Here is a 23,349-nt window from a genome sequence, read left to right as displayed (position 1 = left end):
TCTTGGCACTCGGTCTAATGCTGGCCGGGTGCGGCACCACCCCAGGGGTGCAGACGGTGGTCGACGACCGCATCGCCGGCCACGCCTTGCTCGTGCAGATCGAAGCGTCGACCTCGGAGTCGGGCGCGTGGGGACCCTACGCCCACCCGGTCGCGGGCGGGGAAGAGGGCGCGGAGGCCCTGGCGGGGCGCCTCGACGGCCTGCTCGGGGAGCTGGCCTACGCCCGCCCCAAGGGCAAGAAGGTCCATCCATTGATGGAGGTCGAGGATCGCCAGCGCCTCGCCGCGGCCCTGGCCGAGGGCCTGTCGGCGGCCGCGCCCGATGAGCGCGTGCGCTTCGTGCTCAGCATCACCGACGACGCCCACACGCCGTGGATGACCCCGACCAAGCGCTTGACCCGAGGCGTGGCCTTCGTCGACCTCGAGGGCCGCTTCCACCTGGCCTTCGATCTGGTCGACGACCGGGTCGCCCCCGACGAGCTCGACTCCCCGGATCCGACCCTGCGCGCCCAGTCGTGGGTGCGCCTGCTGACCGAGACCGGTGAGCTCGAGGGTCGCGGGGAGGACGGGGCGCGCCGGCTGTGGGTGGCCTGGCCGCTGATCGCCCCGAGCTCGAGCGCGCCCCCGCAGGCGCCCGAGCCCGAGCCCGAGCCCGAGACCCTCTCCCAGCCGAACGCCTCCAAGCTGGAGCTCCTCGACGAGCTGCTGCGCGACGGCGTCATCGACCGCGAGGAGTACGAGCGCCGACGCGCCCGACTCGTCGACCCCTCCCCGAGCCCCTCCGAGACCTCAGAATGACCACGACTGTTCTACTCGCCCTCTCGTTCGCCTTCTCGGGACCGGAGGCGTCCGCTCCCGAGGCCGCCGCTCCCGAAGGAGAGACCACGAGCACCGACGCGCCCGCGATGGCGGGCGACGAGGGCAGCGACGCGCCGGCCGAGGATGCGGCGGCAGCCGAAGCCGGCGCCGCATCCCAAGCCGAAGCCCCGAGCGAGACGGACGCGCTGCCCGTGGTCCGCCTCGAGCAAGAGAGCGAGCGCCCCGACGAGGGCCACCCCGCCGCGGGCGAGGACGTCGGCCCGGGCCCGCTGCGCAACAGCACCAAGATCAACACCGTCAGCACCCGCGGCGGCGGTCAGGTCGGCGGCAAGGGCTGGGGCTTCGACTTCAACGGCTACCTCAACGCGCCCATGCGCCTGGGCATCAACAAGCACCCGGACACGAACCAGACCACCCTGCACGCGCCGCTGGTGCCGGACGACCAGTTCCTGAGCTGGCAGCACACCTCGCACATGCGGCGCAGCTGGTCGGAGCTCTACTTCTCCTACGGCAACGACATCGTGCGCGGCACGGCGGTGATCGAGGCCTTCAACTTCACCGACGTGAACTGGAACCAGGCCGACGCGCAGCTGGGCATCGGCCAGGCCTACGTGTCCATCGCGCCGCGCTTTCGCCGGGTCCCGGTCCGCTTCCGGGCGCGGGTCGGCGCCTTCGACAACCGCTACGGCATGTCGGGCCGCTACGACCTGGGCGAGTACGAGACCTACATCTTCGGCCGCACCCGGGCCATGGGCGAGACCATGACCCTGGACATCCCGATCGACAAGTGGACGATCAACCTCGAGCACGGCTTCGGGGTCAACCGCCCGGACCCGAGCATCCACAACACCTCGCGCTTCTCCGTGCTCAACCACGCCCACGCCGGGGTCGACTGGAACGAGACCGTCGAGCTCAACTTCCACTACCTGGCGGCCTACGCCATGGAGGAGAACCGCCGCGGCGATCTCGACACCAACCTCGAGCTCGGCGACCGCCGCGGCCGCATGCAGGTGTTCGGGCCCGAGCTGCGCATCAACGCCAAGCGGGCGGGCTTTTGGTACCTCGGCTACTCCAACGTCGACATGACCAACGGCCGGACCATCGGCTCGACCATCGAGGTCATCCACGCCCAGGGCGGCGGCAACTTCACCCTCGGCATCGTCGACAACTACCTCGAGGGCCCGCAGCAGCAGTCCAACGGCGACGGGGCCGTGCACAGCGTCGGCTTCCAGACCGAGCAGAGCTTCAAGAAGATCCTCAAAGGCGACAAGTTCTGGGGCGCGGGCTGGGACGTGCGGCTGACGGCCTACGGCATGTTCAACCTGATCGACTCGCCGGACCCCGACGTCGACGGGACCTACAAGCTCAAGTTCGGCGCGGATCTGTTCTACAGCGCGCTGCCCTGGCTGGGCGCGGCGCTGCGCCTCGACCGGGTCCAGCCCCACAGCGACCTGCCCGAGCAGAGCTTCTCCGTGCTCTCGCCGCGCCTGGTGTTCCGCAGCTCGTGGCTGACCCGCGAGCAGTTCTTCATCCAGTACACCCGCTACTTCTACGCCCAGCGCGAGTGCACGGACCCGAGCGACTTCTACTTCTGCACGCAGCAGGCGGTGACCCCGGTGCCCCCGGACGGCTGGGGCGCGCCCTCGCTGGACGACAACCGCGGCGGCCCGCTGAACCTGCCCGACTACGACGTCATCACCATCGGCGCGAACATCTGGTGGTGAGCCGCGGGCGGACACCAGCTCGAGATCGGACATCAGACATGGACGCCATGCGCGACTGGAATGAACTCCTCGGTGACGCGCCCGTGCTCCCCGTGGTCGCCGTGGATGACCCCGAGCGGGCCGTCGCGGTCAGCCGGGCGCTCCACGCTGGCGGCCTGCGCTGCGTGGAGCTGACCCTGCGCACGGACAACGCCCTGGCCTGCATCGAGCGGGTCGCGGCGCAGGTGCCCGAGGTGGTCCTCGGCGTGGGCACGGTGACGCGGGCGAGCGAGGTCGCGGCGGTGGTCGCCGCGGGGGCGCACTTTTTGGTCAGCCCCGGGCTCACGCCCGCGCTGGCCGAGGCCCTGCGCGCCTGCCCGGTGCCCGCCCTGCCCGGGGTGGCGACGCCCTCGGAGGCCCTCGCGGCCCGGGACTGGGGCTTTTCGGCGGTCAAGGTGTTTCCGGCGTCGGTGCTCGGCGGCCCGGCCTTTCTCCGCGCCCTCGGGGCCGTGACCGGATCCCTGGGCCTGTGCCCCACGGGCGGGGTCGGCCCGGACACCCTCGCGGACTACCTGGGCTGCCCCAAGGTGTTCGCCGCTGGGGCGAGCTGGCCGTGCAAGGGCGAGCTGATCGCCGAGGCGCGCTGGGGCGAGGTCACCCGCCGGGCGCGGATCCTGGCGGAGCGCGCCCGGGAGGTGCTGTGATGCGCATCGGGGTCGACCTCGGCGGGACCAAGATCGCCGCCGTCGCCCTCGACGACGCGGGCACGGAGCTCGCCTCGCGCCGGCTCGCCACGCCCGGGAGCTACGGCGCGATCCTCGAGCGCATCGCCGAGCTCATCGGGGCGCTCGAGGGCGAGCTCGGCCGCCCGGCGAGCGTGGGCATCGGGACGCCCGGGGCGAGCTGTCGCAAGACCGGACGCATGACCCTGGCCGGGAACACGGCCCTCGAGGGCCGACCCTTCGTCGCGGACGTCGGCGCGCGCCTGCGCCGGGAGGTGCGGGTGACCAACGACGCCAACTGCTTCGCGCTGAGCGAGGCGGTCGACGGCGCGGCCGCGGGGGCGGAGCTCGTCGTCGGCGTCATCCTGGGCACGGGCGTGGGCGCGGGCCTGGTCGCCGACGGCCGAGTGCTGGCCGGCGCGCGGGGCCTAGCGGGCGAGTGGGGGCACACGCCCTTGCCGTGGCAGCGGGCCGACGAGCGCGGGATCCGGGCGTGCCACTGCGGGCGCGCGTCCTGCATCGAGACCTTCCTGGCCGGCCCGGGCATCTCCGCCGACCACCTCCGCGCGACCGAGCGCAGCCTCGACGCCCACGAGATCGTCGCCGCCGCGCGGGCGGGCGATCGCGGGGCGCGGGCGACCCTGGGTCGCTTCTACGACCGACTCGCGCGCAGCCTGGCCGTGCTGATCAGCCTGCTCGATCCGGACGTCATCGTGCTCGGCGGGGGCGTGTCGAAGGTCCACGAAATCTACGACGAGCTGCCCCAGCGCTTGCCCGCCTGGCTGGGGCCGACGCGCCCCGCCGCGCGCATCGTGCCCTCGACCCACGGCGACGCCTCCGGGGTGCGCGGGGCGGCCTGGCTGTGGCCCACGGCCGAGGCGGCCTGGGGCCTACCGCGGCCGGGACACTCGGTGCTCGGGCACACCACAGACAGCCTGCGACGCAGGCAGTGAAAGCCGAATTCCATCATGCATCGACGAGGTCGCAGTCAAATCAACATGGGCTGGCGAGTCCAGCGTGCTGCCCAGGTGGACGCTCCGGGGGAGCTGCTGTCGAGCCCGGCCTTCGACGCCACGGGCTGGGTCCGGGTCGAGCTGCCGAACACGGCGCTGGGCGCCCTGATCGACGCCGGTGAGTGGAGCCGCGTCGCTGAGCGCATCGGGCCCGAAGCCGACGCGCGCGGTCGGGAGCCCGAGGCCGCGTTCGCGGGGCCGTGGTGGTTTCGCCGGGAATTCCACTGCGCCCCGGCAGCGGGCGAGCACGTCAGCCTCGTGTTCGAGGGCCTCAACTACCGCGCGCGGGTGTGGCTCAACGGGGAGGTCCTCGCCGAGCCCGCGGAGGTGGTCGGGACCCACCGCTGCTTCGAGCTGAACATCGGCGATCGCCTCGCCCCCGACGGGCGCAACGCCCTGGCCGTCGAGCTCTTCGCCCCCGGGGCGACGGATCTGGCCCACGACTGGGAGATCGGCAGCCCGCGCCCCCTCGACGGCAACGTGGGTATCTGGGCCGACGTCGCCCTGATGCGCGGCGGCCCGGTGACGCTGCGCGCTCCGGCCGTGCTGACCAGCCTCGAGCCCGGGGGCAGCGCGAAGCTGCGGGTGCTCGCGGAGCTCGCCAACCATTCCGATCGCGCGGTCGAGGCCCTGGTCCACGGCGAGTTCCGAGGCCACCGCTTCTCCAAGACCGTCGCGCTCGCGGCGGGCGGGGAGGGCAGGGTGGTGCTGACCGCCGCGGACGCGCCTTGCCTGCACGTCCAGCAGCCCGAGCTGTGGTGGCCCCGGCCCCTCGGCGCGCCCACCTTGCACACCATGGCCCTCGAGGTCGAGGTCGAGGGCTCGACCTCCGACGCCGAGCGCTTCGAGTTTGGCATCCGCACCGTCGAGGGCGTGCGCACCCCAGAGGGCCACGCGGCCCTCGAGGTCAACGGCGAGCGCGTGCTCGTGCGCGGGGCGGTGTGGACCCCCGACCCCCAGCTGCGCCGCGACCTCGACCGTGAGCGGGCGCTGCTCGACTACCTGCTCGATCTCAACCTGGACACCTTGCGCTTCGAGGGCCTGCCGCCGCGGGCCGACCTGCTCGCGCGCTGCGATCGCGAAGGCGTGATGGTCATCGCCAGCTGCAGCAGCGGCGATCGGCGCAAGCCCTGGGCGGAGTGGAGCGAGGCCGAGCGCGCGGGCGCCCGCGCGGCGCTGCGCGACCAGGTTCGCCGGACCCGTCGCCACCCGTGCATGGTCGCGTGGTGGACCGGGAGCGACGAGCCGCCGCCGGCGGAGCTCGAGCGAGCCTACCTCGCGGTGCTCGAGGAGGAGGCCTGGCCCAACGCGGCGCACTCGAGCGCGTCGGGCCTGTCCGCCGAGGTGACCGGAGCCTCCGGCCTGCGCGGCGCGGTGGAGCTCGGGGCCGATGCGGCGCCCGAGGGCTGGTTCGAGGCCGCGGAAGGCTTCGTCACGCGAGCCAGCGCGGGCCCGGTGGTTCCGCCCGTGGAGAGCCTGCGGGCGGCGGTGCCCGGCGATCAGCTGTGGCCGATCGCGGCGCCTTGGCGCCGGCTCGCGGGAGCCGGGGGGAGCGGGGAGGTCGACGCGCTGCGGGCCGCGATCGAGGCGCGCCTGGGCCCGTCGGACACCGTCGAGGCCTTCGCCCAGGCCGCGCAGATCCACGGCTACGAGGGCCAGCGCGCGCTCTTCGAGGCCTTCACGCGCAACCGCGGGCGCGCGGGCAAGCCGGCGACGGGCGTGCTCCACCGCTGCCTCGGGGCGGCCTGGCCGTCGATCGACGCCCACCTCGTCGACCACGCGCTGCGCCCTGGCGGGGCCTACTTCGGGGCCAAGAAGGCCTGCGAGCCCGTCCACGTGTTCTACGCCCCCGACGAGCGCGGCGTGTGGGTCAGCAACGCGCACCGAGACGCCCTCTACGGGGCGCGGGTCTCGGTCCGGGTGTTCGATCGCAGCAGCAAGCTCATCCACGCCCGGCGCGACCGCGTCGACGTTCCCGGCGGCGGGCTGGCGCAGGTCACCGTGTTGCCGGAGAGCTCGGAGGCGCTGGCGTTCGTGGATCTGCAGCTCAGCACGCCAGCGGGCGAGCAGCTCAGCCACAACTTCTATGCTCTGGGTGAGGGCGCCGCGCTGCGCCCCGAGGCCTTGCCGCCCGCCGAGCTCGACGTCCAGGTCGAGGTCGAGGGCGAGCGCTGGCAGGTCCAGCTCGAGAACACCGGCGACGCGGTCGCGCTCCACGTGCAGCTGCGGCTGTGCGACGCCGAGGGCCGAGACATCACGCCCGCGCACTACTCGGACAACTACCTCGGCGTGCTGCCCGGGGAGTCGACGCGGGTGCAGGTGGCGCTGCCCGGCGGGGCGCCGATCCCCGCGGACGCGCGCCTGGAAATCGGCGCGCTCAACCTCGCGGCGCGGGAGCACTGGCCCGACCGACCCGAGCGCGGGCGCGGCGAGGCTGGGTCCGCGTCGGCGGGCTCCGAGGCCGTCGACGCCGAGGTGTTGCTGCTCGGAGCCACGGGCGACCTGGCCTACCGCAAGCTGTTCCGCGCCCTCTACCAGCTGCTGCGCGCGGGCGACCTGGCGCGGGGCTCGGGTCTGCACGGCCTCGCCCTGGGTCCGATGACCCGGGCCGAGTTCAACGAGCACGTCGCCCGCTCGATCACCGAGACCCTGGCGCCCAACGAGCGCGACCCGCTGACGACCGCCGCCTTCGTGGGCGCGTGGAACTACGACGACCTGGGCGCGGAGGGGGCGTGGGCGCGGGTCGCCGAGCGCCTGCGCGGGAGCACCAAGCCGCGCTTGATCTACCTGGCGACGAGCAGCGCGCACTACGGCTCGCTGTGCGATCAGCTCGCCGAGGCCGGGCTGATCACCGAGGACACGCGCCTGGTCATCGAGAAGCCCATCGGCCACGACGCCGCGAGCGCGGCGGCGATCAACGACTCGGTCGCCCGCCACTTCGACGAGCGCCAGGTGTTCCGCATCGATCACTACCTGGGCAAGGAGACCGTCCAGAACCTCCTGGCCCTGCGCTTCGCCAACGTGATGTTCGAGCCGCTGTGGCGCAACACGGTGGTCGAGGAGGTGCAGATCACCGTCGCCGAGGACATGGGCGTCGAGGGGCGCATGGACTTCTACGACCGCACCGGGGCGCTGCGCGACATGGTCCAGGCCCACCTGTTGCAGCTCGTGTGCCTGGTCGCCATGGAGGTGCCCTTCTCGCTGACGGCGCAGGCCGTGCGCGACGAGAAGCTCAAGGTCATGAGCGCGCTGCGGCCGATCCGGGGCGCCGACGTGGATCGCTGCACGGTCCGCGCCCAGTACGAGGGCTACGGTGGGGCGCCCGAGAGCGAGACCGAGACCTACGTGGCGATCCGGGCCGAGGTCGCCAACTGGCGCTGGGCCGGCGTGCCCTTTTACCTGCGCACGGGCAAGTGCCTGAGCCGTCGGCGCTCGCGGATCTCGCTCAAGTTCCGCGAGGTGCCCCAGTCCATCTTCCCCAACGAGGCGCCGCTGCGCGCCAACCAGCTCGACTTGCTGCTGCAGCCCGACGACGGCATCCGCCTCAAGCTCATGGCCAAGCAGGCCGGGCACGGCATGACCCTGCAGGGCGCGGACCTGTCCCTCGACTTCCACGAGCACGACGCCCGGCGCCGGCCCTACTCCTACGAGCGCTTGCTGCGGGACGCCCTGCGCGGGGACTCGACCCTGTTCGTGGACCGCCGCGAGGTCGAGCTGGGCTGGGAGTGGGTCGACCCCATCGCCGCGCACTGGAAGCGGCGCGGCCGCTCGGGCTTGCTGCGCTACGTGCCCGGGAGCACCGGGCCGACCGGCGCGGATCGGCTGTTCGAGAGCCGCGGGGGCTGGGACAACGACCTGCTGACTCAGGAGAACCCATGACCCGCTCGACCACTCCCAAGATTCACCGCCTCGAGGCCGAGACGCCGGGCGACCTCGCCCGGTCCCTGGCACAGGCCATCACGACGCGGCTGAGCCAGCGCCTGGCCGAGCACCCGCGGGCGAGCTTGTTCGTCAGCGGGGGCAGCACGCCCGGACCGCTCTTCGACGCCCTGGTCGAGTCCGCCGCGCTCCCCTGGGAGCGCGTCGACCTGGGCCTCGTCGACGATCGCTGGGTCGCCCACGACGACCCTGACAGCAACACCCGGCTGGTGCGGGAGCGGCTCATGCGAGGCCCCGTCGCGCGCGCGCGCCTGCACCCGCTGGTGTCGGAGGTGGCGTACGAGGCGGGGCCGGCGGCCGCGAGCGCGATGCTCGAGGCCCTCGGCCCGCCACGGTCTTGGTCCTGGGCATGGGCGGCGACGGCCACTTCGCCTCGCTGTTCCCGGGCATGCCCGGCCTCGCCGAGGCCCTCGACCTCGACGCCGCGCCGCGGGTCGTCCCCGGTCTGGCGCCCGCGCACCCGCGTCGGCGCGTGAGCCTGAACCTCGCCGCCATCGCCTCGGCGCGGTGGCGGGTGCTGCACGTCACGGGCGCCACCAAGCGCGCCCTGATCGACGCCGCGATCGCCGACGATGAGGGGGCCCGCGCCCTGCCGGCCCACGCTCTGTTCCACCGGCTCCCCGAGCCGCCGGCGCTCTACTGGGCGCCCTGAAGCGAAGTACCCATGACACAGCTGCACCCCGTCGTCGCCCAGGTCACCGAGTCGATCCGCCAGCGAAGCGCGGCGACCCGCGCCCGCTACCTCGAGGCCATGGACCGCGCCCGCCCGCAGGGCTCGCGCGCGCGTCGAAAGTACGCGGCCCCGAACCAGGCCCACGCCCTCGCGGCCGCGCCCAAGGACGACAAGCACCACCTCCAGGTGCTCTCGTCTCCGGCCGTCGGCATCGTCACCGCCTACAACGACATGCTCTCGGCGCACCAGCCCTACGGGGACTACCCGGCGCGGCTCAAGGCGGCGCTGCGTCAGGCCGGCGCCGTGGGCCAGGTCGCCGGCGGCGTGCCGGCGATGTGCGACGGCATCACCCAGGGCTACCCGGGCATGGAGCTGAGCTTGTTCAGCCGCGACGTGATCGCGATGGCGGCCGCCGTGGCCCTGAGCCACGGGACCTTCGACGCGGCGCTGTGCTTGGGTGTGTGCGACAAGATCGTCCCCGGGCTGTTGATCGGCGCGCTGCGCTTCGCCCACCTGCCCATCGCCTTCGTGCCCGCCGGGCCCATGCCCTCGGGGCTGTCCAACGCCCAAAAGGCGGCGGCTCGGGTCCGCTTCGCCAACGGCGAGATCGACGAGGCGGCGATCCTCGACAGCGAGCTCGAGGCCTACCACAGCGCCGGCACCTGCACCTTCTACGGGACCGCGAACACCAACCAGCTGCTCATGGAGGTCATGGGCCTGCACCTGCCGGGGGCCAGCTTCGAGCCGCCGGACACGGCCCTGCGCCACGCCCTGACCCGCGAGGTCGCCCGGCGCACGGCCGCGGGCGCGCTCCGGGGCCGCTCGATGGCCGAGATGTTCTCGGAGCGCACGGTGGTCAACGCCGTCGTCGCCCTGCTCGCGACCGGCGGCTCGACCAACCACACCCTGCACGTCCCGGCCATCGCCGCCGCCGCGGGGCTGTCGCTGACCTGGGAAGACATGGACACGCTCTCGGCCGTGGTCCCGCTGCTGACGCGCATGTACCCCAACGGCCAGGCCGACGTGAACCACTTCCGGGCCGCGGGCGGGACGGCCTTCTTGATCGGCCAGCTGCTCGACGCGGGGCTGCTGCATGGGGACATCGGGACCGTGTTCGACTGGGGCGCGGATCAGCCCGAGGGGCTCGAGGCCTACCGCCGGAGGCCGCGGCTCGACGCCCAGGGCGAGGTCGAGTGGCCCGCGCCCGAGGCCGAGGCGAGCAGCCGCGATCTGGCGGTGCTGCGTCCGGCCGCCGAGCCGTTCTCGCCCGATGGGGGCCTGCGCGTGATCACCGGCCCCCTCGGCCGCGCGGTGATCAAGATCTCTGCGGTCGCGCCCGAGCACCGCAAGGTCCGGGCCCAGGCGCGGGTGTTCGAGGATCAGCTCGACCTGCTCGCGGCCTTCAACGCCGGGGAGCTCGAGCGTGATCTCGTCGCCGTCGTGCGTGGCCAGGGCCCGCGGGCGCGCGGGATGCCCGAGCTGCACAAGCTGACAGCGCCGCTCAAGGCGCTGCAGCAGCGCGGTTTTGCGGTCGCGCTGGTCACGGACGGTCGCATGTCGGGGGCGTCGGGGAGCGTCCCCGCGGCCATCCACCTGACCCCCGAAGCGGCCGACGGCGGCCTGATCGCAAAGATTCGCGACGGCGACTGGCTCGAGCTCGACGGCGACGCCGGGACGCTCGCGTGGGATACGGAGGTCGAGGTCCGGGCTGGGCGAGACGAGGTCGCCCCCGAACCGAGCGCCCAGGGCTACGGGCGCGAGCTCTTCGCCAGGTTCCGCGCGGGCGTCGGTCCGGCGGACCGCGGTGCCTCGATCTTCGCCGACCTCGACGGACCCGCGTGACGAGCCTAGGTGTTGGGCGCGCTGACGCGACCAACTCGACAGCCAACGGGGGGATCACCGTCGTGGACAAGGCCATGGGCCTCCGATACGATCGCGTCGATGGGGTCTGGCGGAAATGCCATTCCCATGGACCGCGCGCTGGACGGGTCCAGTGGGAGGACGAGCACGAGCGCATACGCCGATGACTTGGCCCTCGCGCGCGCAGTCGCCGAGGGGGACAAGCGCGCGTGCGAGACCTTCGCGCGTCGTCTTTTGCCCACGGTCCGTCGTGTCTCGCGAGGGTTGCTGCGACGTAGCGATGACGCGAACGATGCCGTCCAGATCTCGCTGATGGACCTGTTGAGCTCGGCCTCGAACTACGCGGGCCGGGGGCCCCTCGAGGCCTGGGCGCAGCGCATTGCGACGCGCTCGACCCTGCGCTGGATGAACAAGCAAAAGCGGGTCCGCGAGCGCAGGCAGGCCCAGGCGCAGGCCCAAGACGGCGAGCAACGAGAGCGCCGCACCCTGCTGCAGACCGAGCTCCTCGATCGTCTGCCGCGGCCCCTCGAGGAGTACCTCGGCCAGCTGTCCGAGGTGCAGCGCGTCGCCGTGTTGCTGCGCTTCGCCATGGGCCACACCATCCCGGAGATCGCCGAGATCACCAGCGCGCCCGTGCCGACCGTCAAGTCGAGGATCCAAAAGGGGCACCAGGAGCTGTGTCGGCTGGTGCGTCGCGATCTCAAGCTCGGCGTTCGCCGAACGGAGTAGCCCTCGCACGCTTGGTGGTCCGCGGGGGTCGCAGAAGATGGCAGAAAATGAAAGAGGCCGTGGACACATCCACAGCCTCGAAGCTCGCTTGGGGGGGCGGCCCCGGTTTTAGTTCCCGCGCACGGCGTCGGCGTAGGCGCTCTGCGGGTAGTCGTCGAGGAAGGCCGCGGCCTCGGTCTTGGCCTTGGCCGTCTGACCTTGCTTGCGGAGCGCCCGGATCTTGCCGTAGTGGGCCTCCTCGGCGAGGGGACCCCCGCGCTTGAGGTAGCGATCGAAGTGGCGAATCGCCTTGCTCGGGTTGTCGAGCGGCCCGAGGTAGAGCTGGGCGACGGACACGTGGGCCGATCGGGCCTTGGCGGAGCTGGGGTAGCTGCGGACCAGCTCTTCGTAGGTCGCGGCCGCGGCCGCGAAGTCCTTGGCCGTCCGTTGGCTGCGGGCCAGATCGAGGAGCTCGTCGGCGCTCTTGCTCGACTTGGGCTTGGCCTTGGCGACGCTCGGATCGGAGCTGGGCGCGGCCGCGTCGACGGGGGGCGCCGCGTCGTCGGGGTCGACGACCTGGGCGGGCACGCCAGCGCTCTCGCTGCCGGCGGACTCCCCAGCCTCGAGCACCTGCTTCATGCCGTTGGAGTCGGAGACCGTGACGGTCCCGCTCTCCACGGACACGGTCCAGGTCTCGGTGTCCATGCGCAAGTTGGCGACGAACACCGCCGCGGCGGTGGTCGCCTGGATGCGCACGCCGGCGAGCATCACGACGATGGGAGCCTCGGCCTCGACGCGGGCACGCCCAGCGAGCAGCTCGAGGTTGCCGTCGTCCTGGAAGCTCGCGCGCGATCCCGGCTCGAGGCAGGCGCGGGCGTCGCTCCGCTTGGCGCAGGTCTCCACGGACTCGGACACGACGATCCCCTGCGCGGGCGCACCTTGGGGTTCGAGCACCCACATGGCCTGGGTGGGTGCGTTGGTGTCGGTCTGATTGGTCGCCGTCGCCTGACGCGCGGTGTCGTCGGAGTTCGACGGGACCAGCCACAAGACGGCGGCGGCCGCCGCCGCGAGCAGCCCCGTGGCGGCGATCCAGCGCATCGGGATGACGCGCGCAGGCTCGGGGGCCGTCGCGCTCGAGCCCTCGAGGTGGGCGGTGACAACCGCCGAGATTAGCGCCTCGTCGTCCTCGGCGGGCGACGCCTCCAGCTCGGGGTATTGGCGAAGCGCGGCGAGAATGGCCTCTTCAACCCCGTCGGCAGCGCCGTTGTTCGCGTCACTGGACATCACGTATTGCAGGTGGTCGGCAGCGGCTCGAAACGGACGAACAAAAACGAAGGCGTGGGAGTCGCCTCCGCGAGTGGGGTACACTACCCCAGTCGTGGTTGACGTGCGCTTCCTTTTTGCAGCGGTCGCGTGTGGGTTGGGGGTCGGTTGTGTGCAAGTGCATCAACTTGGGCAGGTCGACGCGGGGGACGAAGGCGCACAGGACGCGGCGACCGAGGCCTGGGGAGACGAGAGCGACTCGGACTCGACGGAGACCGAGACGGGCTCGACGGACTCGGGCTCGACGGAGACCGAGTCGACGGAGACCGAGTCGACGGAGACCGAGTCGACGGAGACCGACACGGGCACCGAGTCCTCCGAGTCCATGGATACGGAGACCGACGGCAGCGAAGATACGGGCGGTCCCGTACCCGAGCCTTGCGAGATCGTCGACCTGGGCGGGACCGAAGGCATCACCGTCGAGTTTGCCCCGATGAATGATTGGGAAGACGGAGCGTGCAGGTACGTCTACCTGACCAATGAGTCCACGGAAAACCTGGTCTGGACCCGCGATCTTCGCTTCGGCGGCGAGATGAACAACTGCTGGAACACCGAGTTCGAGGAGCTCTCTCCGACGGACTGGAGCTTCACGGGTACGGCCGCGGCGAGCAACGTCGTCGTGCTCGAAGGGCAGACCATTCAGTTCGGCTGCTGCATGGCTTGCATGCCCGGCGAGTGAAGCGGGCAGCTTCTGCACCCATCCAGGAGTGCAGGCAATTCCTGCAGTGGTGTCAGATCAGAAGGCGTACTCGAGGCCCGCGCGCAGCTCTCCACCCACGGGCGCAGGCCCGAGGACGGTTCGCAGCTCGCCCGACTCGTCGACGTCGACGCGGACGTTGCGTAGCCAGCCCACGACGCTGCCGCCGAGCAGCAGGCCGAGGCCTGCGTGGAGCTTGATGACGAGGTCACCGCGCACCCCGAGGCCGACGCGTAGGTCGGTGCCGCCCGCGAGCTCCAGGTCGCTCGCGTCCGTGGGTTGCCAGCTCACGGCCTCGACCACGCCCGTGGCGAGGATCCGCCCGGAGACCCGTCGGTCGGGATCGAAGGCGTAGCCGAGGGTCAGCCCGATGGGCACGCGGTGCAGCTGGAGGGGGCTGAGCGCGTCGCGGGCGAGGCCCGTGCCCCACCCGGCGGTCAGCCCCACGTCGAGGCGAGAGCGCAGGCGCAGGCCGACGTCCACGGCCGCGCCGTGTTGCCAGGGCGCGTTCGAGGACAAGCTCGCGCCGAGGTAGCTCACCGACACGTGAACCCAGGGGCCGGGGTCGACGGGCGGGAGGACCGGCGGGTCGGGATCGGGGTCCGGGTCCGGCGGCGGATCGGGATCGGGCTGTGGTTCGACTCCGCGCATCCCGCTGGGCGGTCCGGCCTGGAGCGACTCGGCGGCCCCGCGGACGATGACCGCGAGCAGCTCGGCGAGCTCGTCGGGGCCGCCGGCGAAGGCGATGTCGCGGACGTAGCCGAGGTCGGTCCCCGGAGGCAGCACGAACAGCTGCACGGTCTCGGGGTCTCGGCGGACCAGCCAGAACACCGCCCGGCCGCGGCGCTGCGCCCCGAGGGTCCGGGCCCAGTCGAGCTGCACGAACACGTTCCCGGCGGGCCGGGTCGTGACCTCGATCTCGATGCCGAGGTCGACGAGGTTCGAGGCCAGCACCGGCTCGAGCTGGGCGGGCTCGAGCCCCGGCCACTCGCCGACGAGGGCGAAGGCAATGTCCTCCACGGCCGAGAGCTCGGCGGGCTCACCGGGAGTCTCGGGCTGGGTCTCGGCGGGCGCGGGCTCGGGGGCGGGGCCCAGGACCAAGGTGCTGAGCAGGAGGCTGAGCATTCAACTCGACCAATCGAGTATCCGGAGCCGCTCGGGGGCGGTCAAGCGGGTCGCTCGATGGTCGAGGAGAGCCGTGTATCAGCCCACGGGGGGGTAGGAGACCAGATCGAGCCCGGCCCCGGTCATGTCGGAGTAGGTGTAGGGCGTGTCGAAGCCCATGACCGTGAACTCCACGGTGTAGTCGAGGGGGTCGAGCTTGTGGGCCCGGCCAAAGGGCGGCGCGCCGGCCCACTGGTCGACGACCCACACGAAGCCGTCGACGTCGATGGACACGCCGACGGGGATGTTGCACTCGGGCAGCGTGATGGTGTCGACGGTGCCGTCGGCGAGGTGGTAGTGGGCCAGGCCGCAGTTGCCGTTGGTCGCGACCCAGGCGTCGCCGAGGCCGTCGACGGCGAGGCCCCGGAGCGTGCCCTGGATCGTGGCGAGGTCTTCCCAGGTCTCGCTGTCGGCGTTGAAGCGGAGCAGGCGGTTGTCGAACTCCGCCGTCGCGTAGGGGTTGCCGTCCTTGTCCATGGCGATGCCGTAGAGCCGGCCGACGCCCTGGGGCGCGTCGTAGCGGGTGATCTCCATGGTGTCGAAGTCGGTGCGGAACAGCGCGGGGTCGTCCTTGCCGATCGCCCAGAAGTTGCGGCCCTTGTCGACGGCGCCGCCGTAGAGGCCGCCCCACTCTTGCGCGCCGGCCCAGTTGGGCATGGTCGCGTGGCCCTCTTCGGCGCCGTCGGTCCCGGCCAGGCGCCACACGTGGATGGTGTTCTGGGCGTCGAGGGCCGAGACCCACAGGCTCGGGATGCCCTCGCAGTCCTCCGACTCGGGGTCGCTGCCCGAGTCCCACGCGGCCGCGCGCGCGCCGGGGTGCAGGGGCACCTCCCACACGATGCACTCGTCGACGCCCCAGCCCAGGGCCGTGTCGTTGGTCGAGGTCTGGATGATGCCGTCGTCGTTGAGGTCGACGCAGCGATCCTCTTCGGCGGCGATCTTGATCACCGAGCCCTGGCGGTTGAGCACGGCGACGTCGCCCTGGAGGTTGACCGTGGTCCGGGAGGGATCGCTGGCGTTGTTCGGGCCCGTGGCGTAGCGGCCGACGTGCTCGCCGGTCACGGTGTCGACGCGGGACACCGTGCCCTCGGGGGAGTTGGCGATCCAGATGTTGCTGAACGCGATCTCGGCCAGCCCGCCGCCGCCCGTGGTCTCGGCGCAGGGGTTGCCCTCCGCCCCGGACTCCTCCGCCGACATGTCGAGCTTGGGCCCCGTCGTTCCAGACTCGGTGCCGAGGGTGTCGCCGGCCTCGTCATCGTTGCCGGTCGTGGTGAGGGTCGCGCTGCCCTCGGTGGTCACGAAGGGGTTGCTCGAGCCGTCGTCTCCACATGCACTCAGCGTGAGCGCGGTGACACAACAGATGGGGATCAGGCAGGACGATGGGGACAACCCTCGCATGTGGACCACGTGGGTCCCCGAGTGTCTGAATGGACGATTTTTTTCAATATCGGGAAACTTTCATCCACTCGTCGAAGCCGGGTGCACAGCACTGATACACAAGGCGTGTGCCTCTCGTTCTCATGTCTCCTGCTCGTAGCATCGCCCTGCTCTCGCTGACCCTGGTGTCCCTGTTTGGGTGCGCCGAGGAGCCGAGCGAGGAGGGCTCGACGGGCGGGGCGACCCTCGGCTTTCCGGACACGGGGGACGAGGCCGACACGACGACCGCGGGGGAGAGCTCCGAGGGCGAAGCGTCGAGCGGCGAGTCGGGGTCTGGCGAGAGCTCCGGCGAGACTAGCGGCGAGGCGAGCTCGGGGGACACGGCGTCCGAGACCAGCGGCGGACAGGGCTCGTGCGGACCTGCGCAGGTCTTCGAGGGCCAGGCCACCTGGTACGAGCTGGCCACCGACCTGGTCAACTGCAGCTACCCCACGGGAACGCTGCCCCAGTTCTACGGCGCGTTGAACACGGCCCAGTACGCCGACGCGGCGATGTGTGGCGCTTGCGCGCGGGTCACCGGGCCCAAGGGCAGCGTCGACATCCAGATCGTCGATCAGTGCCCGATCGCCACCAACCCGATCTGCTACGAGGGCCACATCGACCTCAACCCGCCCGCCTTCGAGCAGATCGGCGAGATCATCGACGGCATCATCCCGATCACCTGGGAACTCATCTCCTGCGACGACCCCGGCACGATCGCCTACAGCTTTAAAGAAGGCAGCAGCCAGTGGTGGACCGGGGTCCTGGTCCGCAACCACCGCAACCCCATCGCCAAGTTCGAGTACGACACCGGCGGCGGGAACTTCAAGGCCGTCCCGCGCGAAGGCTACAACTTCTTCGTCGATCCCGACGGCTTCGGCACCGGCCCCTTCACCTTCCGGGTGACCGACATCCACGGCCACGTGATCACGGACGTCGACATCCCCCTGCAGCTCGGCGACCCCGTCGTCGGCGGCTCCCAGTTTCCTGCTTGTGATTGACGCCACCACCGCCTCTACCCCAGCCCGCTCGCGCTGGAGCTGAGGTCCGTCAAACCCCAACCGTGAGCACCCAATGTCAGGCCGAGCTCCCTTGCTCGGCTGACGTAGCCGCGCCTCGTCCCTCAGCGAGGCTCGAGCGTGAACCATGCACACCGTACGCCGTCGTCACTTCTTGAAGCTCGCAGGAGCAGGGCTCGTCGCCGCGCCCTTCGTCAACCTGGCCCGGACCCGGCGGGCTCGCGCCGCCGATGGCGTGGCCAAGCGCCTGGTCATATTCTTCTCGCCCGACGGCATCGTGCACTCGCACTGGCGGCCGACGGGCGGGGGGACGGACTTCTCCTTCCCGGCCGGGAGCATCCTCGAGCCCCTGGCGCCCCACCAGGACAACTTGATCGTCATGGACGGGCTGAACTTCTTCCAGGCCGACAACCATGAGGGCGGCATGGAGGCGATGCTGACCTGCAAGGGCGACGCGGGCTCGGTCGGCGGGGGCGCGTCCGTCGACCAGTTCATCGCCTCGCAGCTCGACACCTCGACCAAGTTCAAGTCCCTCGAGCTGGGCATCCAGACCAGCGCCTGGGGCGGCTCGAACCAGACCCGGATGTGCTACAGCGCGCCCGGGCAGTTCGTGACCCCGGACGACAGCCCGCTCAACGTCTACGACCGCATGTTCGGCGATCTGCTCGGCGGCGAGGAGGAGGCGGCCAAGCTCCGCGAGCGCCGTCAGCGGGTGGTCGACCTGGTCACGGAGGAGACCCACTCCCTGCGCCAGGAGCTGGGCAGCGAGGAGCGGCACAAGCTCGACGCGCACCTCGAGGCGCTGGCGACCGTCGAGCAGGGGCTGCAGGCCTCGGGCAGCTGCGGCGAGCCGCCGCTGGCCCCGGTCATCGGCAACCTGTTCTCCGACACCCAGATCCCGGACATCACCAAGGCCCAGATCGATCTGGCCGTGATCGGCCTGTCTTGCGGCCTGACCAACGTGGCGACGATCCAGCTGTCGCACACCGTCAGCCAGTCGGTGTTCTCCTGGGTCGACGGGGTCAACGAGGGCCACCACTCGCTCTCGCACATCGACGACAGCAACCCCGCCGGGGTCGCCCACTTCGCCGCCTGCGAGCGGTGGAGCGCCGAGCAGTTCGCCTACCTCCTCGAGCAGCTCGCGGCCCTGCCCGAGCCCGAGGGCGAGGGCACGATGCTCGACAACTCGGTGGTCCTGTGGGCCAAGGAGATGGGCGACTCCCGCCAGCACGTGTGCACCGACGTGCCCTTCGTGCTCGCGGGGGGCGGGGGCGGCTGCTTCACCACGGGGCAGTACCTCAGCTTCGACGGCGAACCCCACAACAAGCTGATGGTGTCGCTGTGTCAGGCCATGGGCCTGAGCAACGACACCTTCGGTCAGGCTTCATTTGGCGCGGGACCCCTCGCGGGGCTGATGGCTTAGGAAGGCGGAGCATCCGATGACCACCACGCATCCCATGCATCCGGTATTCAAGGTTCTCACGGTCGCGGGCTTCGCCATGGGCGTCGCCGCGGGCTGTGCTCAGGGACAAGACGGCGGCGGCGAAGACTGCCCCTCGGACGCCGAGTTCTTCGAGGAGCAGGTCTGGAAGCCCTTCGCGTCCATGACCTGCTTTAGCTGCCACAACAGCGAGGGCGCGGCCAAGGACTCGGCCATGGTCCTGCGCCCGCCCGGGGAAGAGGGCGCCGCCGCCTACAACATGCAGGTCATGGCCGGCGTGGCCAACGAGGAGGTCGACGGGACCTCGGTGCTCCTGCTCAAGCCGATCGGGGCGCACCCCGACGGCCACGGCGGCGGCACGCAGCTGACCCCGGGGACGCCGGACTACGCGGCCCTCGAGGAGTTCGTGGCCCGGGCCCAGGGCACCTTCGACTGCGAGCAAGACAGCGGCAGCGACGGCGAAGAAGGCGGCGAGGTCGCGAGCTGCGAGGACGCCAACTCCGACATCGGCGGCCGCGGGATCCGACGGCTCTCGCACCTCGAGTACGACAACACCGTGCGCGATCTGGTCGCGGTCGACGGGGACCTGGCCGCGCAGGCCGAGGGCTTCGCCTCGGACAACGTCATCAACGGCTTCACCAACAACGCCGACTCGCTGACGGTCTCGGGCCTGCTCGCCGACCAGTACCGCGTGGCGGCCGAGGCCCTCGCCGATCACATCGTCACCAACCAGGGCGACTTCCTGGGCTGCGACCCCATCGACGGGGAGGCCTGCGCCGAGTCCTTCATGCGCGCCTTCGCCGTCCGGGCCTTCCGGCGGCCCGTGACCGACGAGGAGGTCGCGCGCTACCTGGCGCTCTACACCGTCGTCGAGGCCGAGGACGGCTTCGACGAGGGCCTCAAGTGGATGGTCGCCGCGGCCCTGCAGTCGCCGAACTTCCTCTACCGCACGGAGCTCGGCGTCGACGCGGGCGACGGGACCTACACGCTGACCGCCCACGAGGTCGCGTCCGAGCTCTCCTACCTCATCGTCGGGACCATGCCCGACGCCGAGCTCGAGGCCCTGGCCGAGAGCGGGGAGATCCTCGACCCGGCCGTGCTCGAGGCCCAGGCCCAGCGCCTGCTCGGCGCCCCGGGCAGCGAGCGGGTGCTCGCGCGCTTCGTCGACGAGTGGCTGGGCATCGGCCTGCTGCCCACGGTGACCCGCGACCCCGATCTCTACCCCGAGTTCACCCCGGAGATCCGCGAGGCGATGCTCGGCGAGACCCACCGCGTCGTCGCCGAGGTGTTCTACTCGGGGGGCAGCCTCGCGGACCTGCTGACCGCCGACTTCACCCACGTGACCTCGGAGCTCGCGGCCTTCTACGGCGTCCCGGCGCCGGGAGAGGTCGACGCCGAGGGCTACGGCCGCGTCGGCCTCGACGGGGTCAGCTACGGCGGCCTGATGACCCAGGGCTCGGTCAACGCCGCCCACGCCCTGCCGACGACCTCGTCGCCGATCCACCGCGGGCTGATGGTCCGCGGGCGCCTGATGTGCCACGAGCTCCCGCCGCCGCCGGCGGGCCTCGACACCTCGCCGCCGGCGGTCGACCCCGACCTCAGCACCCGCGAGCGCTACGCGGCCCACTCCTCGGAGATGGCCTGCAGCGGCTGCCACGAGCTCATCGACGGCATCGGCTTTGGCCTCGAGCACTACGACGCGATCGGCCGCTTCCGCGAGGTCGACGGGATCCACCCCGTCGACGCGACCGGTGAGATCGTGCGCAGCCAGGGCATCGACGGGACCTTCGAGGGCGCCGCCGAGCTCCAGGGCATCCTCGCGGGCGGCGACGAGGTCCGCGACTGCTACGCGCAGCTGTGGACCGAGTTCGCCCTCGGGGCCGAGCTCGAGGGCGAGCTCGAGTGCGTGGGCGAGTCCATGCGCGAGAGCTTCGCGACCAACGGCGGTCGCCTCGACGGATTGGTCTCGGAGCTGGTCCGCTCGCCCCACTTCCTGCGCCGCCAGGCCGGGGACTACGTGCCCGGCGGCGACACCGGGGGCGGCGACGAGGGCGAGAGCTCGACGGACGAGGGCGGCAGCTCGACGGACGGGGGCGAGGGCGAGGCCGACACCGAGAGCGAAGACTCCGGCGGCGACGGGCTCATCTCGGAGGGCATCGAGATCGAGGTCACCATCGACTCGCAGTGGGCCCAGGGCCAGTGCAACACCATCCACGTCTACAACGTCACCGACGCGCCCATCGACTGGGAGGTCAGCCTGATCCTCGAGGGCACCTTGAACAACCACTGGACCTCGACGGCGACGCCCGACGGCGAGTACACGACCTTCACCGGCGACTTCACCAACGCGACGGTGCCGGCCCAGGGGACGACCTCCTTTGGCTACTGCGTCAGCTACTGAGGGGAGCGGGATGATGCGCATGACCATCCACGAAACGGGCCTGGCCGCGCTCGCGCTGGCGAGCCTGGCCGCCTGCTCCGCGCCCGAGCCCAGCGAGGGCGAGGACACGGCCATCGCCACCCTCGACACGACGGCGGGGAGCCTCGACGCGGGCGAGGACACCGAGGACAGCTCGAGCTCCGACGAGGCGGAGGGCTCGACCACGGCCGGTGAAGAGTCGACCACGGACAGCTCGAGCTCGAGCGACGCGGAGAGCGAGAGCTCCGAGAGCTCGGAGACGGGCCTCGACCCGGCGCTGATCCTCTTCGAGGAGGACTTCGAGGCCGCGGCCCCGGACACCGTGCCCGCGGGCTGGGACAGCTTCGTCAACTGGCAGGTCAACGCCGCGAACATGCCCGGCGCGGACACCTTCGCCCTCGTCGACGGCACCAAGCCCCACGGCGGCTCCCAGTCCCTGCACGTCAAGGCCGGGTCCAACCCCGGCATGCTGACCCGGCCGCTGCCGCCGGGGACCACGACCATCTACGTCCGCGCCCACGTGTGGCTCACGGGCAAGCTCGGCCAAAACCCGGGCAACAACCACGAGACCCTGATCGGCATCCGCGGCACGCCGGGGCAGGCCAGCGACGAGGTCCGCTTTGGCGAGATCAAGGGGGTGATCGGGACCAACGAGGTGCCCAGCGACGACATCTCCCCGACCCAGGAGCAGTGGGGCATGGGCCCGGAGATCACCGCCGGGGAGTGGCACTGCATCGAGGTCGCCTTCGTCGCGGACGAGGGCCCGCACCGCGTCGAGGCGTGGAGCGACGGCGAGCCGATCCACCTCGTCGACGACCCCTCGCAGTGGAACAACGGCGTGCTCGGGACCGACTTCCTCGACGGCAAGTTCACCGAGTTCATGCTCGGCTGGCACAGCTTCAGCAACTTCGCCAACGAGGTGTGGTTCGACGACGTGGTCGTCGCGCTCGAGCGCGTGGGCTGCTGAGTCGTGGACGTGGGGCAGGGAGGGCGTGGCGTCGTCCACGACGGCTAAAGTCGACAGAGGGATGGCCAAACTCGTTTTGGCCGACCCTCTGAGCGCGCACCGTTGCCCGCTCGTGACCCGCGCGGGGTGAGCGTGTCGCCGGCGGTAGGGTAGCTTTGGGGCATGCCAGGGAGGCTCCCCCCGTCGCGCCTGAACCTGCTGCTCGTGCGGCACGCTCAGTCTCAAAACAACGTCGCCCACGCCCAGAGCGTCGAGGACTGCGACGGCGATCTGGTCCGCGCCAAGGACTTGTACGAGACGCGGCGCGCGGCGGACCCGGAGCTCTCGGCCCTCGGCCGGCGCCAGGCGGCCATCGTCGGCGAGGCCCTCGGGCCCCTGGCCGCGCGGCCCGACACCCTGCTCGTCGCCAGCCCGATGCGCCGGGCCCTGGACACCGCGCAGGCCATCGCCGAGGTCGGCCAGGTCCCGCGGGAGCGCTTTCGCTGCCAGGGGGATCTCTACGAGGTCGGGGGCGCCTACGTCGGCGAGCGGGCCGCGGCCACGGCCAACGCGGACGCCCTCGAGGCGGCCCACCCGGTGCACTGCCGCGACATCTCGGAGGCGGGCTGGTACTCGGGCCGGGGCGTCGAGTCGCGGGGCGCCGAGCCGGTCGAGCACTGCTGGGCGCGCCTGGATCGCGTGATGGCGTGGACCCAGGCCCTGGGCGCGGAGGCGATGGAGCGGGGCTGGTCCCGGGCCATCGTCGTCGTGCACGGCGATCTGATGTCGCGCTGGCTCCGGCGCCTGTTCGAGGTCCCGTGGTACCAGCGCAGCGCCTTCGTGCACGGCAACACCGGCATCACCCGGGTGCAGCTCGCCCTCGGAGATCCCGGCGGCGGCGCCCTGCTCCAGGCCCACAACGAGCTCGAGCACCTGCCCGCGGCGCTGCGCAGCGGCCTGGGCCCGGTGTGGTGGCACTACAGCTGGCCCGACGTCGAGGTGAGCCTGCACGACACCCTCGAGGCCGTCCCCGAGGCCTGGCGGGGGGCCCTCGAGGCGCTGTGGTCCGCGCGCGGCTTCGGCCCCGACGTCGAGAGCCTGGACGCGCTCGGGCCGATCGCCGCGCGCAGCGTCTGGTGTGTCGCGCGCGTGCGCGGGGAGGTCGTGGGCGGCGCGCTCCATGACCCCCAGGCGGGCTGGGCCGGCGCGGGTGGGGCGGGGGATCTCGGCCGGCTGCGCGCCGTGGTCGTCGCGCCGAGTCACGCCGGTCGCGGCCTCGGCGAGGGGATCGTCGAGGCGCTGGCTCGGGCGCGGCGCGGCGCGGGGGACCCCGAGCTGCGCGTCCATGCGCCCTCGAAGTCGGGGGAATTCTACGCCCGCTGCGGCTTCACCCGCGTCGACGGCCAGGCCCCCGAGGGGGGCGGGACCGAGCCCTGGCTGCCCATGCGCCTGGAGCTCTGAGCCGCTCTCTAGACTCTGCTTGGCTCT

Annotated in this window: 18 protein-coding genes; 15 read left to right on the top strand and 3 right to left on the bottom strand. The window is 71.8% G+C overall.

Features of this window, described 5'->3' with window-relative positions; all coding sequences use genetic code 11:
• The first annotated feature begins 2 nt into the window (after positions 1-2).
• The 9 genes from PPSIR1_RS27760 (at position 3) to PPSIR1_RS46625 (ending at position 11,457) form a co-directional block, all read left to right on the top strand.
• The gene (locus PPSIR1_RS27760; protein ID WP_157596048.1) at positions 3-797 is read left to right on the top strand and encodes an SHOCT domain-containing protein; all 795 of its coding nucleotides are present in this window, start codon (positions 3-5) and stop codon (positions 795-797) included.
• Positions 794-2,542: a hypothetical protein gene (locus PPSIR1_RS27755; RefSeq protein ID WP_006974521.1), complete on the top strand. Its 1,749-nt coding sequence runs from the start codon at positions 794-796 to the stop codon at positions 2,540-2,542. The genes PPSIR1_RS27760 and PPSIR1_RS27755 overlap by 4 nt, the downstream gene beginning before the upstream one ends.
• 38 nt (positions 2,543-2,580) lie before the next feature.
• A complete protein-coding gene (locus PPSIR1_RS27750; protein WP_006974520.1) occupies positions 2,581-3,225 on the top strand; it encodes a bifunctional 4-hydroxy-2-oxoglutarate aldolase/2-dehydro-3-deoxy-phosphogluconate aldolase in 645 nt (214 codons plus the stop codon).
• A complete protein-coding gene (locus PPSIR1_RS27745; RefSeq protein ID WP_006974519.1) occupies positions 3,222-4,196 on the top strand; it encodes an ROK family protein in 975 nt (324 codons plus the stop codon). Before PPSIR1_RS27750 ends, PPSIR1_RS27745 begins: the two co-directional genes overlap by 4 nt.
• Positions 4,197-4,271: 75 nt before the next feature.
• Positions 4,272-8,135, top strand: coding sequence for a glucose-6-phosphate dehydrogenase (gene zwf / locus PPSIR1_RS43980; RefSeq protein ID WP_232296558.1), 3,864 nt, complete (start codon positions 4,272-4,274; stop codon positions 8,133-8,135).
• A complete protein-coding gene (locus tag PPSIR1_RS46630; protein ID WP_006974517.1) occupies positions 8,132-8,671 on the top strand; it encodes a 6-phosphogluconolactonase in 540 nt (179 codons plus the stop codon). The genes zwf and PPSIR1_RS46630 overlap by 4 nt, the downstream gene beginning before the upstream one ends.
• Positions 8,584-8,847 carry a 6-phosphogluconolactonase gene (locus tag PPSIR1_RS50860; RefSeq protein ID WP_006974516.1) on the top strand — a complete coding sequence of 88 codons (264 nt, stop codon included), beginning with the start codon at positions 8,584-8,586 and terminating at the stop codon, positions 8,845-8,847. The genes PPSIR1_RS46630 and PPSIR1_RS50860 overlap by 88 nt, the downstream gene beginning before the upstream one ends.
• A 12-nt stretch (positions 8,848-8,859) precedes the next feature.
• Entirely contained in the window at positions 8,860-10,710 is a 1,851-nt protein-coding gene (gene edd / locus PPSIR1_RS27730) for a phosphogluconate dehydratase (protein WP_006974515.1), read from the top strand.
• Between the two features lie 99 nt (positions 10,711-10,809).
• Entirely contained in the window at positions 10,810-11,457 is a 648-nt protein-coding gene (locus tag PPSIR1_RS46625) for a sigma-70 family RNA polymerase sigma factor (RefSeq protein ID WP_086001749.1), read from the top strand.
• Positions 11,458-11,565: 108 nt separating this feature from the next.
• Here PPSIR1_RS46625 and PPSIR1_RS27720 read toward each other — a convergent pair whose 3' ends face one another.
• Positions 11,566-12,720 carry a tetratricopeptide repeat protein gene (locus PPSIR1_RS27720; protein ID WP_006974513.1) on the bottom strand — a complete coding sequence of 385 codons (1,155 nt, stop codon included), beginning with the start codon at positions 12,718-12,720 and terminating at the stop codon, positions 11,566-11,568.
• A 157-nt stretch (positions 12,721-12,877) separates the two neighbouring features.
• On the opposite strand from PPSIR1_RS27720, the gene PPSIR1_RS27715 reads away from it, so the two are divergent.
• On the top strand, positions 12,878-13,438 hold the full coding sequence (locus PPSIR1_RS27715) for a hypothetical protein (protein ID WP_006974512.1): 561 nt from the start codon (positions 12,878-12,880) through the stop codon (positions 13,436-13,438).
• A gap of 57 nt (positions 13,439-13,495) precedes the next feature.
• On the opposite strand, the gene PPSIR1_RS27710 is transcribed toward PPSIR1_RS27715, so the two are convergent.
• Positions 13,496-14,581 (bottom strand): hypothetical protein, encoded by a 1,086-nt coding sequence (locus PPSIR1_RS27710; protein WP_006974511.1) that lies wholly within the window; start codon positions 14,579-14,581, stop codon positions 13,496-13,498.
• A 78-nt stretch (positions 14,582-14,659) separates the two neighbouring features.
• A complete protein-coding gene (locus tag PPSIR1_RS27700; RefSeq protein WP_006974510.1) occupies positions 14,660-15,919 on the bottom strand; it encodes a Vgb family protein in 1,260 nt (419 codons plus the stop codon).
• 221 nt (positions 15,920-16,140) lie between these two features.
• Between PPSIR1_RS27700 and PPSIR1_RS43960 the strand changes: the two genes are divergently transcribed.
• The 5 genes from PPSIR1_RS43960 to PPSIR1_RS43950 all read left to right on the top strand — a co-directional run bounded on the left by PPSIR1_RS43960 (position 16,141) and on the right by PPSIR1_RS43950 (position 23,322).
• Entirely contained in the window at positions 16,141-17,037 is an 897-nt protein-coding gene (locus PPSIR1_RS43960; protein ID WP_006974509.1) for an expansin EXLX1 family cellulose-binding protein, read from the top strand.
• 145 nt (positions 17,038-17,182) lie between these two features.
• Entirely contained in the window at positions 17,183-18,478 is a 1,296-nt protein-coding gene (locus PPSIR1_RS27690; RefSeq protein WP_045116865.1) for a DUF1552 domain-containing protein, read from the top strand.
• A 34-nt stretch (positions 18,479-18,512) separates the two neighbouring features.
• A complete protein-coding gene (locus PPSIR1_RS43955) occupies positions 18,513-20,897 on the top strand; it encodes a DUF1592 domain-containing protein (RefSeq protein WP_198154628.1) in 2,385 nt (794 codons plus the stop codon).
• Positions 20,898-20,916: 19 nt separating this feature from the next.
• Positions 20,917-21,882, top strand: coding sequence for a hypothetical protein (locus PPSIR1_RS27680; protein ID WP_157596046.1), 966 nt, complete (start codon positions 20,917-20,919; stop codon positions 21,880-21,882).
• Positions 21,883-22,044: 162 nt separating this feature from the next.
• Positions 22,045-23,322 (top strand): GNAT family N-acetyltransferase, encoded by a 1,278-nt coding sequence (locus tag PPSIR1_RS43950; RefSeq protein ID WP_006974505.1) that lies wholly within the window; start codon positions 22,045-22,047, stop codon positions 23,320-23,322.
• The last annotated feature ends 27 nt before the right edge of the window (positions 23,323-23,349 follow it).

Origin of the sequence: Plesiocystis pacifica SIR-1 (assembly GCF_000170895.1) — a bacterium.
Classification (GTDB): Bacteria; Myxococcota_A; Polyangia; order Nannocystales; family Nannocystaceae; genus Plesiocystis; species Plesiocystis pacifica.
The sequence above is the reverse complement of the archived record's forward strand: the minus strand, read 5'-3'. Positions and strand labels throughout refer to the sequence as shown.

Bases quoted from the DNA above. Each gene is read 5' to 3' on its own strand.
- PPSIR1_RS27755 (WP_006974521.1), top strand. From the start codon at position 794: ATGACCACGACTGTTCTACTCGCCCTCTCGTTCGCCTTCTCGGGACCG.
- PPSIR1_RS27750 (WP_006974520.1), top strand. From the start codon at position 2,581: ATGGACGCCATGCGCGACTGGAATGAACTCCTCGGTGACGCGCCCGTG.
- PPSIR1_RS46630 (WP_006974517.1), top strand. From the start codon at position 8,132: ATGACCCGCTCGACCACTCCCAAGATTCACCGCCTCGAGGCCGAGACG.
- PPSIR1_RS50860 (WP_006974516.1), top strand. From the start codon at position 8,584: ATGCCCGGCCTCGCCGAGGCCCTCGACCTCGACGCCGCGCCGCGGGTC.
- edd (WP_006974515.1), top strand. From the start codon at position 8,860: ATGACACAGCTGCACCCCGTCGTCGCCCAGGTCACCGAGTCGATCCGC.
- PPSIR1_RS46625 (WP_086001749.1), top strand. From the start codon at position 10,810: ATGGGGTCTGGCGGAAATGCCATTCCCATGGACCGCGCGCTGGACGGG.
- PPSIR1_RS27720 (WP_006974513.1), bottom strand. From the start codon at position 12,720: ATGTCCAGTGACGCGAACAACGGCGCTGCCGACGGGGTTGAAGAGGCC.
- PPSIR1_RS27710 (WP_006974511.1), bottom strand. From the start codon at position 14,581: ATGCTCAGCCTCCTGCTCAGCACCTTGGTCCTGGGCCCCGCCCCCGAG.
- PPSIR1_RS43960 (WP_006974509.1), top strand. From the start codon at position 16,141: ATGTCTCCTGCTCGTAGCATCGCCCTGCTCTCGCTGACCCTGGTGTCC.
- PPSIR1_RS27690 (WP_045116865.1), top strand. From the start codon at position 17,183: ATGCACACCGTACGCCGTCGTCACTTCTTGAAGCTCGCAGGAGCAGGG.
- PPSIR1_RS43955 (WP_198154628.1), top strand. From the start codon at position 18,513: ATGCATCCGGTATTCAAGGTTCTCACGGTCGCGGGCTTCGCCATGGGC.
- PPSIR1_RS27680 (WP_157596046.1), top strand. From the start codon at position 20,917: ATGACCATCCACGAAACGGGCCTGGCCGCGCTCGCGCTGGCGAGCCTG.
- PPSIR1_RS43950 (WP_006974505.1), top strand. From the start codon at position 22,045: ATGCCAGGGAGGCTCCCCCCGTCGCGCCTGAACCTGCTGCTCGTGCGG.